13 protein-coding genes are annotated in these 16,002 nt (G+C 55.4%); 11 read left to right on the top strand and 2 right to left on the bottom strand.

Annotated elements, in window-relative coordinates; genetic code table 11:
- Positions 1–571: 571 nt before the first annotated feature.
- Complete coding sequence (locus ABQ298_12590; GenBank protein MEQ9825213.1) at positions 572–2,323, top strand: sodium:calcium symporter; 1,752 nt, start codon at positions 572–574, stop codon at positions 2,321–2,323.
- Positions 2,320–2,487, top strand: a complete 168-nt coding sequence (locus ABQ298_12585) for a hypothetical protein (GenBank protein ID MEQ9825212.1) — start codon at positions 2,320–2,322, stop codon at positions 2,485–2,487. The genes ABQ298_12590 and ABQ298_12585 overlap by 4 nt, the downstream gene beginning before the upstream one ends.
- Here ABQ298_12585 and ABQ298_12580 read toward each other — a convergent pair.
- Positions 2,484–3,188 carry an HAD hydrolase-like protein gene (locus ABQ298_12580; protein MEQ9825211.1) on the bottom strand — a complete coding sequence of 235 codons (705 nt, stop codon included), beginning with the start codon at positions 3,186–3,188 and terminating at the stop codon, positions 2,484–2,486. The genes ABQ298_12585 and ABQ298_12580 overlap by 4 nt on opposite strands.
- Before the next feature lie 212 nt (positions 3,189–3,400).
- Between ABQ298_12580 and ABQ298_12575 the strand changes: the two genes are divergently transcribed.
- Complete coding sequence (locus tag ABQ298_12575) at positions 3,401–5,812, top strand: right-handed parallel beta-helix repeat-containing protein (protein MEQ9825210.1); 2,412 nt, start codon at positions 3,401–3,403, stop codon at positions 5,810–5,812.
- A gap of 27 nt (positions 5,813–5,839) precedes the next feature.
- Positions 5,840–6,592 carry an SDR family NAD(P)-dependent oxidoreductase gene (locus tag ABQ298_12570; protein MEQ9825209.1) on the top strand — a complete coding sequence of 251 codons (753 nt, stop codon included), beginning with the start codon at positions 5,840–5,842 and terminating at the stop codon, positions 6,590–6,592.
- 307 nt (positions 6,593–6,899) lie between these two features.
- Here the strand turns inward: ABQ298_12570 and ABQ298_12565 are convergent, their stop codons facing one another.
- Positions 6,900–7,793: a hypothetical protein gene (locus tag ABQ298_12565; GenBank protein MEQ9825208.1), complete on the bottom strand. Its 894-nt coding sequence runs from the start codon at positions 7,791–7,793 to the stop codon at positions 6,900–6,902.
- Between the two features lie 103 nt (positions 7,794–7,896).
- Here ABQ298_12565 and rmuC point away from each other — a divergent pair, with 103 nt between their 5' ends.
- From rmuC to ABQ298_12530, 7 genes are all read left to right on the top strand, one after another.
- A complete protein-coding gene (gene rmuC / locus ABQ298_12560; GenBank protein ID MEQ9825207.1) occupies positions 7,897–9,378 on the top strand; it encodes a DNA recombination protein RmuC in 1,482 nt (493 codons plus the stop codon).
- On the top strand, positions 9,375–9,674 hold the full coding sequence (locus ABQ298_12555; GenBank protein ID MEQ9825206.1) for a Smr/MutS family protein: 300 nt from the start codon (positions 9,375–9,377) through the stop codon (positions 9,672–9,674). Before rmuC ends, ABQ298_12555 begins: the two co-directional genes overlap by 4 nt.
- Positions 9,675–9,842: 168 nt before the next feature.
- The gene (locus tag ABQ298_12550; GenBank protein MEQ9825205.1) at positions 9,843–10,067 is read left to right on the top strand and encodes a hypothetical protein; all 225 of its coding nucleotides are present in this window, start codon (positions 9,843–9,845) and stop codon (positions 10,065–10,067) included.
- Between the two features lie 727 nt (positions 10,068–10,794).
- Positions 10,795–11,673, top strand: a complete 879-nt coding sequence (gene ilvE / locus ABQ298_12545; GenBank protein MEQ9825204.1) for a branched-chain-amino-acid transaminase — start codon at positions 10,795–10,797, stop codon at positions 11,671–11,673.
- 154 nt (positions 11,674–11,827) lie between these two features.
- On the top strand, positions 11,828–12,250 hold the full coding sequence (locus ABQ298_12540; protein MEQ9825203.1) for a UvrB/UvrC motif-containing protein: 423 nt from the start codon (positions 11,828–11,830) through the stop codon (positions 12,248–12,250).
- On the top strand, positions 12,247–13,404 hold the full coding sequence (locus ABQ298_12535) for a protein arginine kinase (protein MEQ9825202.1): 1,158 nt from the start codon (positions 12,247–12,249) through the stop codon (positions 13,402–13,404). The genes ABQ298_12540 and ABQ298_12535 overlap by 4 nt, the downstream gene beginning before the upstream one ends.
- Before the next feature lie 28 nt (positions 13,405–13,432).
- Positions 13,433–15,928 carry an ATP-dependent Clp protease ATP-binding subunit gene (locus ABQ298_12530; protein MEQ9825201.1) on the top strand — a complete coding sequence of 832 codons (2,496 nt, stop codon included), beginning with the start codon at positions 13,433–13,435 and terminating at the stop codon, positions 15,926–15,928.
- The last annotated feature ends 74 nt before the right edge of the window (positions 15,929–16,002 follow it).

Below are 16,002 nucleotides of genomic sequence, written 5' to 3'. Positions count from 1 at the left end.
GGCGTAGCCGAATTCGGCAGAATTCGGAGCGTTGGCGTGGCAAGGTGCTGCGAACGTGCACGAGGTCCACGTTCTCTCCCGACGCATCGGGACTACGGAAGATAGAACGCGGTTACGAGGAGAGCGGTGCTAGTTCCAATGCGTCGGGAACACATCTGGAGCATTGGTGTACCCGGATTGGGGTGTGTCGGAGTGGGCGTAGCCGAATTCGGGAGAATTCGGAAGCGTCGGAGTGGCAAGGTGCTGCGAACGTGCATGAGGTCCACGTTCTCTCCCGACGCATCGGGACTACGGAGGAAAGATGGAACGCGGTTACGGAAGAAGGAACGCGGCTGCGTAGGAGAGACGTGGCTACGGAGGGAATAGATCTGAAAGCATTGGCAAAGGTAGTCCTAATGCGTCGAAGAAGCATTCGAAAGCATGTAGCCGAATTCGGAAGAATTCGGAAGCGTTGGCGTGGAAAAACGTGGCGAATATCCACGATATCCACGATCCATTCCATCAATTCTGATACTTTCCGAAGTTTGGTTTGACACTTGCTGCCTGGAACGCAGAGTGATCAAGCGTTTTCATGACTACCCCTGGACCCAGCAAAGATGGATGGAATAGCCGCGTGGGCGTGATCCTTGCCGTCGCCGGAAGTGCGGTTGGTATTGGTAATTTCCTTCGCTTCCCTGGTCAGGCTGCCACCTATGGTGGAGGAGCCTTCATGATTGCCTACATCATCGCCTTCCTGTTCATCGGGTTGCCGATTTGCTGGTCAGAGTGGGCGATGGGACGGCATGGCGGCAAAAAGGGATTTAATACGGCTCCGGGCATTTTCAATCTGTTTTCCCGCTCCCGCTTTCCCCGGTATTTTGGAACCGTGGCCCTGGTGATTCCGATCATCATTTACATGTACTACGTGTACATCGAAGCCTGGTGTCTGGGATATGCCGTGAACTATCTGCTGGGCAATATTGCGTTTTCGAATCCAGAGCAGGCAGGTTCTTTTTTTGCAAATTTCACCGGCATTGCCAAGGACGGCAGTGCCCTGGAGTTCAGTCTGGATCACGTGGGCTTTTACCTGTTGCTCGTGTTTGCGCTGAATTTCATCCTGATCTATCGCGGGCTGTCGCGGGGCATTGAACTCTTTTGCAAATTTGCGATGCCAACCCTGGTCGGTATTGCGGTGATTCTACTGGTGCGGGTGCTCACGCTTGGCACACCCGATCCGAGTGTGCCCGAGAACAACGTGGGCAATGGACTGGGCTTCATGTGGAATCCGACCAAGACCTTTTTACAGGAGGCACAGGTAAATGAGACCGACGGAAGCAGCCAATGGGTTACGGTAGAGGAGCTGGTGGGTCCACGCGCGATCCGGGCAGGGAAGGAACAAGCTGCCGCCGATGCCAATTTCCAGGTCACCGAAATCGGCGTCATCGAGCAGTTGATGAACCCGCAACTGTGGCTGGCCGCAGCCGGGCAGATCTTTTTTTCGCTCTCAGTCGGGTTTGGCATTATTCTGACCTATGCCAGCTATCTCAAGCGTGGCAGTGATGTGGTGCTGAGCGGTTTGACGGCGACGAGCACAAACGAGTTTTGCGAAGTGGGACTGGGTGGACTCATCACCCTGCCAGCTGCGGTGGCGTTCCTCGGAGTTGCAGGATTGGCCGGGGTGGGCACCGGAACCTTCTCCCTCGGCTTCAATGTATTGCCACTGGTGTTTTCCCAGATGCCGGGTGGTGCAATTTTTGGGTTTCTGTTCTTTTTTCTGCTTTTTCTTGCGGCTGTGACCAGTTCGCTTTCGATGCTGCAGCCGGGCATTGCCTTTCTGGAAGAAGCGCTGACGCTCAACCGGCGTCAGTCAGTGGCAATTCTGGGAGCCATCACCTCCATGGGCACCCTGTTCGTGGTGTATTTCAGTGAGTCGCTCAAGGCACTGGATACGCTCGATTTCTGGGTGGGAACCTTCATGATCTTCGTGCTGGCAACCTTCCAGATCATCTTGTTTGGTTGGGTGTGGGGCGTGAAGGACGGCCTGGAAGAAGCGGCGGATGGTGCGACGATCCAGATTCCCCGCTTTTTTGGTTTTGTGATGAAGTGGATCACACCCCTGTTCCTGCTGGTGGTGTTTGTCATGTTCATCGCGTATAATGTGCTGGGACTGGGAGGAGGCACCCTGAGCAACTACATCACGGATCTGTTTGGGGAAACCCCGAACAAAGTGGCATGGATGTCGGTTTCCCTGATCGTGATGATTGGGATTTTCTTTGCACTCATGATTTCGGGCGTGCAGAAATATCGCGATTACCACCAGCAAAAACCCAAGGCAGACTCATGACTCCCGGCGGCATCTTCATCATGATCACATCGGTATCCGTGGTAACCCTGCTGTTTGCATGGTGCGTGTACAAGGTGTTGACGGCGGAGGAAAACCCATCCCCCAAGCTGCACGGATTTGAGCAGGAAACTCCGGACACGGAACACCCGCGCAAGTCGAACTAGGAATTGTCGAGCACCGCAAACACCTCGCTCAGGAATTGAGAAGGCCCGGGCAATTCGGATTTGAGGAAATCAGGCTGAAGCGGGGCAAGATCCTCCGGGCGAAAACGTCCCGTGCAGACGGCATAGGTGCGTGCTCCAATGTGTTGACCGCAAGTGATGTCGTGCGGCGTGTCACCAATGACCACAACACGCTGTGGTTCGAATGAGATGCCCGTGTGGCGCTGCGCCTCCACCAGTGCGGCCTCGGCCAACTCATTGCGAAGGTGACTGGCATCTGAAAACCCGCCAAATGGAAAGTGATGCCAGATGCCGTAGTGATCGAGCTTGATCTTGCCCCCGCGACGCAGGTTTCCCGTGAGCAGCCCCTGATAGCAGTGAGGGTGCTGGTCGATGGCATTTAGAATTTCGGGAACCTGGGGCAGCAGGTGCATGCGCGTGTGCTGCATTTCGATCTCGAGGTGGTCGAGGTAGGCCTGCATGAAGCGATCCTGACTCTCCGTTGTGTGTTGGACCCCGTAGAACTCGTGCAGCATGCGTGAGATGGTGCGGTCAGTGCGACCTGCGTAGTCAATGCCGCTCAGATCGCCTTCAAATCCAAAAGTGTCGCGAATCGCGTGCACCAGCGCTCGCTCGCCAGCCCCTCCGACTGAAATCAGGGTGCCGTCAATGTCCCAAAGAAACAAACAGGGTGATGCTGCCATGGGTTCGCATCCTCTTCGGGTAGCCTGGCAAATGCAAGTCATCACATGAAATCAGCGCAAACGCATGGTGCTTTTTGTAGAAAATCCCTCATTTTGCACGATGGCAGCATTGCATTGCAGCGGTGCATGCGTCATGATGTTGGCTCTCGCATCGAATTCCCCGGGAATTCCCCCGGGATCGTTTCAACTGCATTCGTCTCGAGACTCCCATCATGAAAACTAAATCCTTGCTCAGCAGCATCATGCTTCCACTCTGGGTCCTGAGCAGCTTCGGTGCCGGACCCTCCCGTACCCTGGACCTAGGAGAATCCCTCACAGCCGAAACCACGCAATCCATCCGTCAATTGACCGGACTGGATGTCTCCTTTGCCGGGAAGCTTAGCGGGTCCGCCCACGGCAACTTGATGTTGTTGCTGGATCAACCAGTTCCCTGGACGCGGGCGGACGCTGAAGGAGACGTGAGTGCGGTTGAGGCATCCGTGATGGAATACGATCCGAGCACGGGCAAGGTGGTGGATGCGTTTGCAGTATTGACTCCGGCGGGCGAAGAACAGAGCGAGGCATTGGCGCTTGATGATCTGGTGTACAACCGTGCAACGGGGATCTATTTTGGACTCGATACCGAGAATCAGCGTTTGTATGCGTTTGAATATGGTCCGGATGAACCAGTCACGATCATGGTGGAGCGCACCCGCATGGTCGAAGTCGTGGTTCCACCTGAACCCTTGCTGTCCGACGAGGAAGCAACGCAGGACGCCGATGCAGAATCCGAAAGTGCTGACGAAGCCGCCACAGCGCAGGATGTCGATGCAGAATCCACCCCGGCCGCTGCGGATGAGGCAGCGGTTCCTGCTGAAGAGGAAGCGACAGTAGAGGAATTACCCGCAGAACAGGCGAGTGAGCCAGACACAGCTGAACCTACAGCAGAGGCTGAGCAGAAAGAGGAATCCACTGATGAAGCCGAATCCACCGACCCCGCACCTGCTCTGACCGAAGGTTTGGCTGAAGATCCCGGTGTAGCCCCGTTGGAAGTTCCCGCCATCCTTGAGGAAGTGGAAGAACCCATCGTCGTGCAAACCAAGTGGGTTGAGGAAACCTACGAGGAACCTGAAGTTGTCATGAAGCGGCACAAATTTGGAAACGCCCTGCAGTCCTATGACCTCAGTGAGCTTGGCATGGAGCGTTTCGTGGACCTTTCGTTTGATCCGACCATCGACATGCTCCTGTTGCTGGGTGAGTCTGAAGACGGCAACTGGGTGGTCGCTCAGATCCGCGCCGAAGCAGGACAGGTTTTGACCCGTGGTGAAGCTGTCGCACTGCACGTCAACAACACACCGAACACCGTGTTTGTGGATCCGGTATCGAAGCACTGGGTTGTGCTGACGGATCAATCTGCAGACTTGCATACGCGTGAAGGCCGCCTGTTGCGCTCCATTCCACATACTCTGAGCGTGAAAGATGTCTGTGAAATCGTTCAGACTGATGAACTGGGAGTGTCGGAACCGATCCACTTTGCGGCAACAGCATCTGCACTGGGCTTGCTGAATTGGCAGCGCCCGAACGAGGCGAAAGTGCATCACGTGCCTGGAGAGTTTGCGACGATTGCGGAAGCATTGGATGTTGCGACAAACGAGGACTGGATCCTGCTCTCCCCAGGGATTTACACGGAATCCCTTAACGTGACTGGAAAGGCAGTGCAGATGGTTTCTTATTTTCAGTTCTCAAGGGACCTCTATTTTACTGAGCACACACGCATCCAGCCGCAGGGAGAGGTGGGCTTGATGCTCAGTGGAGATGAAGGCAGCCAACTCTATGTGGCGGGGCTGCACTTCACCGGTGCCCAGACTGCGATTCAATCTGCGGGGCAACTCTCGGTCGAGCACTGTGAGATCACCGGAAACGGAGTTGGGCTGCAGTTCACAGGAGGCATGGCGACGATCGCGGACTGTGAGATCACGGGCAACTCAGAGGATGGAGTGCGCTATGTTGAAGCAACCGCTACCCTGCTGGAGCGGTGCAATGTCTCTGAAAACGGTGGACATGGCATTGCCGTCCACATCACTCCTTATGACGGTGTGCTCTATCGCACCGTCATTCGCCGCAATACGCTTCGTTCAAATGGAGGATCGGGACTCTATTTCAAGGATGAACCCATCATGACCCAGCGCGAGTTCCGCATTGAAAACAATTTTATCATTGAAAACACGGTTGCGGGAGTGGAAGTGGATCTCAAACAACCCGACCCCAAGAACCTGATCCCGACAGGTCCGCGCACCCGAAGTTCGGTCTACCTGGTAAACAACACCATCGTGGGCAATCCGGTTGGTGTATTGCGGGGCGGGAATTATCGCATGATCAACAACATCGTTGCCCACAGTCCGGTGGCGGGAATTCAGAATCTGCTCTATAACAGTGTGATCATCCGCAACCTGTTCTGGGAAAACAAAGCGAGTGCCGTGGACAGCAATTATGTCGCGTCGAACAACCGTGAAGAGGATCCGCTTTTTGTCGGAGAGGACTACATTTTGTCTGTGCGCAGCCCTGCCAAGGGTGCGGGGATCCCAGGCAACCTCTGGAATGATACCAGTGATCGTTCAGGAGCGGATATTGGTGCTTCGCGCTGAGTGAGGCGAACCTTGGTTCCCAACGCAATGAAGACCGTGCTGATCACCGGTGCCACCTCTGGCATCGGGCATGCTACCTCGCTTCGTCTGGCGGATGCGGGCCGTTATCGGTTGATCCTTTGCGGGCGCCGGTCGGATCGACTGCGCGCGCTCGAGACGGAGTTGGCATCAAAATGCCCAGTGGTGACCTGTGGGTTTGACATGCGCGACCGTGAAGCGATGGTGACCGCACTGGAGACGTTGCCGGATGAATTTGCGGCGGTGGATGTGCTGATCAACAATGCTGGCAATGCGCATGGACTTGAGCCGATTCACGAAGGATCGCTTCAGGATTGGGATGCCATGTTGGACATCAACGTGAAGGCCTTGCTTGCGATCACGCGCCTGGTGAGTCCGGGAATGGTGGAGCGGAAATCGGGACAGATTCTCAACATCGGTTCGATTGCGGCCAAGGAGAGTTATCCCAATGGAGCAGTCTATTGTGGTTCCAAGGCTGCGGTGGATGCGATCACCCAGGGCATGCGCATGGATCTGCACGCCTTTGGCATCCGAGTGGGAGCCATCCACCCGGGCATGGTGGAAACCGAATTTTCCCTGGTTCGCTTCAAAGGTGACGGTGATCGGGCGGATGCAGTCTACCGTGGACTGCAGCCCCTGACCGCAGATGACATCGCGCGAACGGTGCAATGGGTGATCGAGCAACCGGAGCACGTGGTGATTGCGGATCTGGTGGTGTTGCCTACGGCGCAGGCAAGTGCAACACGAGTGCAGCGCGGCTGATTGGAAATCAAACCGTCAATGCCATTTCGCCTTGTAGCCATGTTCGGGAGAACATGGACAGCGTGGGTGTTCGAAAACGCCTTCCACGCTGACGCTTCCGAATTCTCCCGAATCCGGCTACGGAGGTGAGAGAATCCGGCTACGGAGTTGAGAGAATCCGGCTACGGAGTTGAGAATCCGGCTACGGAGGTGAGAGAATCTGGCTACGGAGGTGAGAGAGTCCGGCTGCGGAGGTGAGAGAATCCGACTGCGGAATGAAGTGAATCCGGCGACGGAGCAAGAGGCTCCGATGCCGTAGGCGTGGAGTTCAGGGAATGGTATCGAGCAATTCGCGCTTGGAGTCCTGGAGGGCGGGGTCGGCGATGGGTTCGATGAGCTGCGAGGCTTCGAAGTAGCGCTGCAGCTTGAGCAGGACACGTGCTTTTTGCAGCCGCAGCACGTCGCGCTCGAACTGATTGTTGGAGGTGCGGAGCAGTTCATCCCAAATGGGGAGCACGCTTTCCCAGTCAGGATTGAACACATCAAAAAACGACTCTGCCCAGCGGGCGTGAAAGTCGCGGTTTTCAGGTGCGAGTTCGTGTGCACGACGAAAGCTCTGGGCCATGCGGTTTTCGAGTTCGGAGAGCGGAAGCACCTGCTCCACCATCAGGGCCTGTCGGAAACTGTGCAGAAATTCACCAAACTGGTAGTGGTAGAGCGCCTCGTTGGGTTCGAGTTCGATGGCGCGTTCAAAGTAGCGGAAAGCATCCTTGAAGTCGCCGATCTCGCTCGCGAAGAGAGCGAGATGTTGGTTGACGACGGCGATATCCGGATTGTCCTCCTGCACGTCGAGAAAAATGGCATAGGCGGCTTCAGAGCGGTCGGCCTTGCGTAGGAATTTTCCGTAGAGGATTTGGCCAAATGTGCTGCGGGGATAGGTGTCGAGGTAGGAACGGTATGCCTCATCGATTTCGTTCAGCCTGAGCTGAATCTCCTTATCGAGCTTGTTTCCCGGCAGATCGGCCTGCATGCGTTTCATGAGGGTCTGTTCCATTTCGACGATGGCATGCAGCTCGCGGTATTCGGCGGGAACCTGATCCGACTTGGCGAACAGGGGGTTGAGCAACACCAGGCAGGCGAACCCCAGTATGCTGCGCATGCAACAGGTGAAGGCGTAGGAAAGGCTCATGGCAGAGTCTGGAATCGTGTAGCGCAGTGTCATGGGTGGTCGATTTCGAATTGAGTCGCATGTGCGATCCCGGTAGCTAGTGTCATATTCTATCAGATGAAGGAAAGCCAAAACCATTCAAAGAAAGGGAGCTGATTTGACGGACACGAATCTTTTGCTGGGCATTGCCACTGCGCTGAGCATAGCGTTGGTGGGGCTGCTTGGCGTTCTGATTGCATTGGCACGCACCTGGATGCGTGCCCGCCAGCAATGCTCCGAACTTGAGAATCAGTTGGCACTGGAACGACAGCGGGCGCAGGATCGTGAGCTACAGTGTGAAAAAATGGAGACGGATCTCCAACAGCTTCGCCAGCAGCTGCAGGAATCGGAGGCAGGTCGGCATGTGCTGGAAAAGGAGATGGTCGAGCGCAACACGGTGCTTGCCAAGGAACGCGAGGCGTTTCAGGAGCGAATTGAGTTGCTGGAAAAGGCCGAAGAGAAGCTCAAGCACACTTTCCAGAGTCTGTCTTCCCAGGCCCTACAGTCCAATAATTCTGCATTTTTGGAACTCGCCAATGCGACCTTTGAAAAGCTGAAGGTTGCAGCGAAGGGGGATCTGGAACTCAAGGAAAAGGCGATTTCGGAGATGGTGCGTCCGATTCAGGATGGGCTGAAGCAGTTTGATTCCCGAATTCAGGAAATGGAAAAGGGGCGTGTGGCGCAAATCTCCACCGTTTCGGAGTTGGTGATGAACCTCACCAAAGCCAATGAACAGATGCGGGTGGAAACCAGCAACCTCGTCTCTGCCCTGCGTGCACCGAATATCCGGGGACAGTGGGGGGAGATGCAGCTGCGGCGCACGATCGAAATCTCGGGCATGGTGCGATACTGTGACTTTGTCGAACAGAAGAAAATCGGGGATGAGGATGTGAACTTGCGCCCGGATGTTGTGATCAATCTGCCCAACCGGCGTCAGGTGGTGATCGATTCGAAAGCTCCTTTGAACGCCTACCTTGAGGCTTGCGAAACCACCGATGCACCGACGCGTGAGTTGAAATTGAAGTTGCATGCCAAGCAGCTGCGCGAGCACCTCAAGCGATTGGGCCAGAAAGCCTATCATGATCATTTGGAGGAGAGTCCCGAGTTTGTGGTCTTGTTCCTGCCGGGCGAAGTTTTCTACTCGGCGGCGCTGGAGCAGGATCCGGCGTTGATCGAATACGGTGTCGACCACAAGGTGCTCATCGCCACGCCAACGACGCTGATCGCGCTGCTCAAGGCCATTGCCTATGGTTGGAAAAACCAGGAAATCGCGGAGAAGGCGGGAGAGATCAGCAAGATTGGAAGGGATCTCTACGAGAGCGTGGTCAAGATGCTGGAGCATCTGGTTGCAGTGCGTCGCCACCTCAACCAGACCGTCGACGCCTTCAACAAGACGCTGGCCTCGACCGACCGTCGCCTGCTGCCGCGCATTCGCAAATTCAAGAAACTCAATGCGGGGACGGAAAAACCGATTCCGACACTGGAGCGCATCGAAACACCCCTGCAGATGGTGGAACTGCCTGAGCTGGACGATGCGGACAGTGATGATGGAGAAGAAGAAGAGGAATCCGAGAGCCAGCCAACCCGGGATGAGGCATGACGGAGGCAGATGAGTTTTTTTCAGATGAACCCGTGGAACTTGAGATCAACGGGATCCTCGATCTGCATCCTTTTCAGCCCAGGGAGATGATCGACGTGGTGGAATCCTACCTCGAAGCCTGTCGCGAAAAAGGCCTGCGCGAAGTGCGCATCATTCACGGGAAAGGCATTGGGGTACAGCGTGATCGGGTGCATGCCTGGCTCAAGCAATGCCCCTGGGTCGTGCGCTACGGATTGGATTCGCGCAGCGCGGCAGGATGGGGGGCAACGCTGGTGGAGATTGAAGTGCAAAAGTAGTTCATCATCAGTTATTTGGGGAAGGTTGATTGGGTTCGGGAAATCGCTCGCGTGACTGCATTTCCCGATTGACCCCCCAATGACTGCGCTATACACTTCTTAGTGCGCTCACAAGCCGGGCGCATGTTACACCAAAAACCAACACAACCTGAAAGGAAGGTAGCTATCATGACCTACAAGATCAAAATCGAGGAGGATGTCGTCGGCGAGATCGGAGAAGCCATCCAGCATGAAAATCACAGCCTGAGTTCCGAGAGTTATCATTACAACAAGGGCGTGATCCTAGAGGTGGCTGAATTCGATACACGAAGTGACCATTATCACATCTTCACAGATCTTGATTCAGGGCATCGATTTAAAATCCACCCGACACAGTATTCCTGTGTGGGGTGAATGGAGAATCCGCTGAGATTTCAGAAAAAAGGAACTGCACGACCGCAGTTCCTTTTTTTTAGGTTCGGGAGTTTGCAGAGATTGAGCCAGAACCTGTGCCATATTGGGACCGTTGGCTGATGCCTGCGTCATCCTGTCGCAGAAATGGAATGACGTCTGGGAGTTACAGTTCGAGAGTTTTGGAAAAAATTCTCTTCGCTCGCAGTCCAGTTGCGTCGGAATGGCATGTAGCCGGATTCGTGAGAATTCGGAAGCATTGGAGTGGTAAGGCATGTTGAGCCTCCACGAGATCCATGATCTCCCGAACATGGCTACGGGGGGTGTGAAGTTCTCCACCTTGCATCTGAGGCTCTTCGCTTGCAGTCCAGTTGCGTCGGAGTGGCATGTAGCCGGATTCGTGAGAATTCGGAGGCGTTGGAGTGGCAAGGCATGTTGAGCCTCCACGAGATCCATGTTCTGCCGAACATGGCTACGGGGGTGTGGAGTTCTCCACCCTGCATCTGAGGCTCTTCGCTCGCAGTCGCGATGCGTTGGAATGGCATGTAGCCGGATTCGTGAGAATTCGGAAGCATTGGAGTGGCAAGGCATGGTGAGCCTCCATGAGGTCCATGATCTCCCGAACATGGCTACTGGGGTGGATACCCCTAAAACATCCGATCTTGACAGTGGGGAAGGCGCATCGCAACTTTTGGATGGGAACGTTTCCCTTCAACCGTTTAGCACCGAAATGACTGCAGAACTTCAAATCTATCTTGATGGGAAATTTGTTCCCAAATCCGAAGCGAAAATCTCCGTTTTTGATCACGGACTCCTATATGGGGACGGGGTTTTTGAAGGGATTCGAGTGTACTCGGGCTGTGTGTTTCGACTCGACGCCCATCTGGAGCGTTTGGAATACAGCGCAAAGGCACTGCTACTGAACCTGCCATGGACCCGCGAACAGATCAGCGACGCCGTGTGCGAGACCTGTCGACGTAACGGGATTCGGGACGGCTACATCCGGCTGCTGATCACGCGCGGCGTCGGTTCGCTGGGCTTGTCTCCCAAGAGTTGTTCGAGTCCGTCCCTGATCATCATTGCGGACAAGATTCAGCTGTATCCGGAGGTATATTATCAGCAGGGACTGAAGATCATCACCGTTCCCACGCGCCGTTCGAGTCCGGCCATGTTACCGCCGATGGTCAAGTCCCTGAACTACGTGAACAACATTCTCGCAAAAATTGAGGCCCAGCACTCTGGGTATGAAGAAGCCATCATGCTCGATGATGCGGGCTACGTTGCGGAGTGTACCGGGGACAATGTGTTTGTGATCCACAAGGGAAAACTGTTCACTCCACCGCCCTCGGCTGGTGCGCTCAAGGGCATCACACGGGCGGCAGCCATGGATATCGCGCAGGAGTTGGGCATCGAGGTGGTGGAACAAAATCTCACACGCTACGATGTCTGGATCGCCGACGAACTGTTCCTGACGGGAACTGCGGCGGAAGTGATCCCTGTGGTTGAGGTGGACGGTCGCAAGATTGGTGATGGAACCCCGGGTCCAATCACCGGACGCATTCTTGAGGTTTTCCGCAAACACGTCACCGAAGACGGAACGCAGTTATAGTTTCCGCAGATTGGCAGGATTCCTGCAATTTGCAAAATCACACAATCGTTGTGTATTATTGATTATGGCCAGACCCGAACAATGTTCAGATTGCACCAAAAAGACGACGATCCACTTTACCCAGATCATCAACGGTAAGGTGTACAAGCTCGACATGTGCGAAGACTGTCCATTGAAGAAGGAGGTCATCGATCCCGGGAACTTTTCCCTGACCGATATTTTTAATCCGGCGGGCATGGAATCGGGCCAACCCCAGCAACAGGGCGATTATGTCTGTTCCACCTGCGGCATGACTCAGGTGGAGTTTGAAAAACGTGGCCGGTTCGGATGCCCGGACTGCTACACGCATTTTGCCCCGGCGGTATTGTCCATGGTGAAAGACATGCACTACGGCACCACACATCGAGGAAAACGACCGAAGATTGCGCTCAAACGCATCGATCTCAGTCAGCAGGTCGAACTCTTGAAACAGCGCCTCAACACTGCGGTGGCTGAGGAAGATTTTGAACAAGCCGCCATACTGCGGGATCAGATCATCGAGCTGGAAGCGCAGCTGACCGTATTGACGCAGGAATGACCATCCAACAACTATTCAACCAGGATCCGGCGGTCATTGCGAGCCGCAAGATTCCGCATCGGCCCATCTTGCTGATGTCGCGCATTCGCTTGGCGCGCAACCTGGAAGGCTTTGCATTCCCGGGTTGGTCAGATGCAAGGCAGCGCAAGCAGGTGTACGAGATCTGTCGGGATGCCATTGCAGACGCGCCGCAATTCAATCCTTCGGTGCACTTCAGCATTGGTTCACTCGACGAAACCGAGCGCCAGTTTCTGGTGGAGCGCCACCTGATCAGCCGCGAGCTGTGCGAGGGAATGACCGGATCGGGCGTCACGATTAATGACAATCAGGACGCTGCCATCATGATCAATGAGGAAGACCATCTGCGCATTCAGGTGATGTCACCCAAGCAGGGCTTTGATGCGCTGTGGACACTCAGTGACGCGATCGACAATGAACTGGAGAAGAGGATGGACTATGCCTTTCGCGATCATTTTGGATATCTCACTGCCTGTCCGACGAACCTGGGAACGGGGATGCGGGCCTCAGCGATGATGCACCTGCCCGCGCTGGTCATGACCAAGCAGATGGAGCGGGTGATCCGGGCGGTGAACCAACTCGGAATCGTAGCACGTGGCAGTTTTGGAGAATCATCCGACCCATCGGGAAGTATTTTTCAGATTTCGAATCAACAGACCCTGGGTGAGTCGGAGTTGGAAATCATTCACCGACTCAACAACGTGATCACCACGATGGTCGAGCAGGAGCACAAGGCGCGCATCCGTCTGTTTGAACAGGAGGGCAACCTCGTGATCGACCGCATCTTCCGGGCCTATGGCATCCTGAAATACTGCAACCTGCTCAGCTCGGGTGAGGCGATGAACCTGCTTTCCATGCTGCGCTTTGCCAGCGACATCGGCATGCTGCCAGAGGTTTCTCGCCCGCAGATCGATCAGATGTTCATGGACGTGCAGCCCGCCCACCTTCAGTTTTGCTGTGGTGACCGGCTGGACTCGGATCAGCGGGATGTGATGCGCGCGGAAAAACTGCGTGCAGTGCTGCAGTCCCTGCCAGAGCCAGATCCTGCCAACATTGATTTTTCCAAGGGTTGGAATCCGAAGGATGGCGAATCTTCCCAGTCGTCGGATCGAGTTAAGCCCGACAACCTTGAATAATCGAAGAACCGACATAAGACTTTAAATTATGGAGCCAATGAACAATTTCACGCCCCGGGCGCAGCAGGTGCTGGCGCTCGCGCGCAAGGAGGCAGATCGTTTTCACCACAACTACGTGGGAACGGAGCACTTGCTCCTGGGATTGATCAACCTCGGACAAGGTGTTGCGGTGAATGTCCTGCAACGCATGGGCCTCGGACTTGAATCCGTGCGCGACGCAGTCGAAACCCAGGTCCCCAAAGGTCCCGATACCAAGCCGACGGGCAACATCCCCTACACCCCACGTGTGAAGAAGGTGCTTGCGCTGGCGGGCAAGGAGGCCAAAGCACTCTCTCACAGTTATGTGGGTACCGAACACATTCTGCTCGGTCTGTTGCGGGAGGGAGAAGGCGTTGCCGCGCGAGTGCTCAAGTCCCTCGATGTTGACATTGAGCGTTGCCGGAATGAAGTGCTTTCCGAACTCGATCCCAATTTTTCGGGCGAATCCGAAGCGCAGGGAGGTGAGTCCGCTCCTGTCGGAGGTCCTGCTGAGGACAAAAAGGAAGTCAAGACACCTGCTCTGAAGGCCTTTGGTCGCGACCTCACCGAAATGGCACGCCGCAATGAGCTGGATCCCGTCGTAGGGCGCCAGCAGGAGATTCGGCGTGTGATACAGATCCTTTGCCGTCGCACAAAGAATAACCCGATCCTGATCGGAGAGGCGGGTGTGGGCAAAACCGCAATCGTTGAAGGACTCGCCCAGGAAATTGCGAATGGCGTGGTTCCAGAAATTCTGATCGACAAGCGCGTGATCACACTCGACCTCGCCTTGATGGTGGCGGGCACGAAGTACCGCGGGCAATTTGAAGAGCGCATCAAGGCCGTGATGGATGAGATCCGTCGCTCCAAAAATGTCATCCTCTTCATTGATGAGCTGCACACCATTGTGGGTGCAGGTGCGGCAGAAGGTGCCATGGATGCTTCCAACATCTTCAAACCCGCGCTCAGTCGTGGAGAATTGCAGACCATCGGTGCGACGACACTTGCCGAATACCGCAAACACATTGAAAAGGACAGCGCACTCGACCGCCGTTTCCAACCGGTGAAGGTGGAAGCCCCCAATGTTGCCGATACTCTTGAAATTCTCAAAGGCATCCGGCGCAAGTATGAAGACCACCACAAGGTGGAATTCACCGATACTGCGCTCTATCTTGCCGCAAAGCTGTCAGATCGCTACATCACCGGGCGCCACCTGCCGGACAAGGCGATTGACGTTCTTGACGAGAGCGGAGCACGCTCCCGCATTGAGTCACTGAAACGCCCACCGGAGTTGGAGGCCATGGCCGCTGAGATTGAAAAGGTCTGTGCGCTCAAGGAAGAGGCGATCAGTCACCAGAAGTTTGAGGAGGCTGCAAAGCACCGCGACGAGGAGAAAAAACTTGTGCAGCAGCGCGAGCAGAAGCTCGAGGAGTGGAAGAAATCCCGCGAAGAGACACGCATTGTGGTGGATGAAGACGACATCCTGCACGTGGTTTCCGACTGGACGGGCATTCCGCTCAAGCGTATGGGGCAGAAGGAGAGCGAAAAGCTGCTGCAACTCGAGTCTGAGCTGCAAAAGAGCATCATTGGTCAGGATGCCGCAACGCAAGTGATTGCGAAGGCACTGCGCCGTTCGCGTGCCGACCTCAAGGATCCACGCCGCCCGATTGGTTCCTTCCTGTTCCTGGGACCCACGGGTGTGGGCAAGACGCATCTGGCGAAGATTTTGGCCGAATACATGTTTGGAGATCGCGACTCGATCATCCAGATCGACATGTCGGAGTACATGGAGAAGTTTTCGGTCAGTCGCCTGATCGGTTCACCTCCGGGTTATGTGGGACACGAGGAAGGCGGTCAGCTGACCGAAGCCGTGCGCCGCAAGGCCTACTCGGTGGTGCTGCTTGACGAGATCGAAAAGGCCCACCCCGACGTGGTGCAGTTGTTGTTGCAGGTGCTCGAAGACGGACGCCTCACCGACAGCCTCGGCCGTCGTGTGGACTTCCGCAATACCATCCTGATCATGACCTCGAATGTGGGGGCGCACCTGATCCAGAAGAACAGCTTCATGGGGTTTGCCCCGGCAGATGATCTCGATTTCAGCTATGAGAAGGTGAAAGACAAGATCCTCGACGAGACGAAAAAAGTGTTTAAGCCGGAATTCCTGAATCGTCTGAGTGACATCGTGATCTTTCGTTCGCTGGAGCGCGAGAGCATCAGCAAGATCGTATCGCTCGAACTCAAGGTGGTCTCGGATCGACTGCACCAGCGCGACATCAAGCTCGACATCACCGAAGCTGCACGCGAGTTCCTCGTGGACAAGGGTTGGGATGAGAAGTATGGCGCACGTCCCCTGCGACGTGCCGTGGAACGCTACGTCGAAGACGCCCTGGCAGAGTCCATCCTCTCCGGTGACATCAAGGCTGGCGAACCCATCATGGTCGAGCTTGCCGAGTCCGGCGACTGCCTCACTTTCCGCCAGGACCATACGGTCAGCGAAGTGAAGTAGCTGGCGTTCGACGTCTGGATCTCTTTGTCCTTTCAACCCCTCAACGTTTCGGAGCCGAAGTGTTGAGGGGTTTG

This window comes from Puniceicoccaceae bacterium (assembly GCA_040224245.1).
In the GTDB taxonomy this organism is placed as follows: domain Bacteria; phylum Verrucomicrobiota; class Verrucomicrobiia; order Opitutales; family JAFGAQ01; genus JAKSBQ01.
This window is presented reverse-complemented; position numbering and strand designations above follow the sequence as displayed.

What these genes read in the sequence shown, in the direction of transcription:
- ABQ298_12550 (MEQ9825205.1), top strand. Translation starts at nt 9,843, where the DNA reads ATGACCTACAAGATCAAAATCGAGGAGGATGTCGTCGGCGAGATCGGA.
- ABQ298_12570 (MEQ9825209.1), top strand. Translation starts at nt 5,840, where the DNA reads ATGAAGACCGTGCTGATCACCGGTGCCACCTCTGGCATCGGGCATGCT.
- ilvE (MEQ9825204.1), top strand. Translation starts at nt 10,795, where the DNA reads ATGACTGCAGAACTTCAAATCTATCTTGATGGGAAATTTGTTCCCAAA.
- ABQ298_12535 (MEQ9825202.1), top strand. Translation starts at nt 12,247, where the DNA reads ATGACCATCCAACAACTATTCAACCAGGATCCGGCGGTCATTGCGAGC.
- ABQ298_12575 (MEQ9825210.1), top strand. Translation starts at nt 3,401, where the DNA reads ATGAAAACTAAATCCTTGCTCAGCAGCATCATGCTTCCACTCTGGGTC.
- ABQ298_12580 (MEQ9825211.1), bottom strand. Translation starts at nt 3,188, where the DNA reads ATGGCAGCATCACCCTGTTTGTTTCTTTGGGACATTGACGGCACCCTG.
- ABQ298_12565 (MEQ9825208.1), bottom strand. Translation starts at nt 7,793, where the DNA reads ATGACACTGCGCTACACGATTCCAGACTCTGCCATGAGCCTTTCCTAC.
- ABQ298_12585 (MEQ9825212.1), top strand. Translation starts at nt 2,320, where the DNA reads ATGACTCCCGGCGGCATCTTCATCATGATCACATCGGTATCCGTGGTA.
- ABQ298_12540 (MEQ9825203.1), top strand. Translation starts at nt 11,828, where the DNA reads ATGTGCGAAGACTGTCCATTGAAGAAGGAGGTCATCGATCCCGGGAAC.
- ABQ298_12555 (MEQ9825206.1), top strand. Translation starts at nt 9,375, where the DNA reads ATGACGGAGGCAGATGAGTTTTTTTCAGATGAACCCGTGGAACTTGAG.
- ABQ298_12590 (MEQ9825213.1), top strand. Translation starts at nt 572, where the DNA reads ATGACTACCCCTGGACCCAGCAAAGATGGATGGAATAGCCGCGTGGGC.
- ABQ298_12530 (MEQ9825201.1), top strand. Translation starts at nt 13,433, where the DNA reads ATGGAGCCAATGAACAATTTCACGCCCCGGGCGCAGCAGGTGCTGGCG.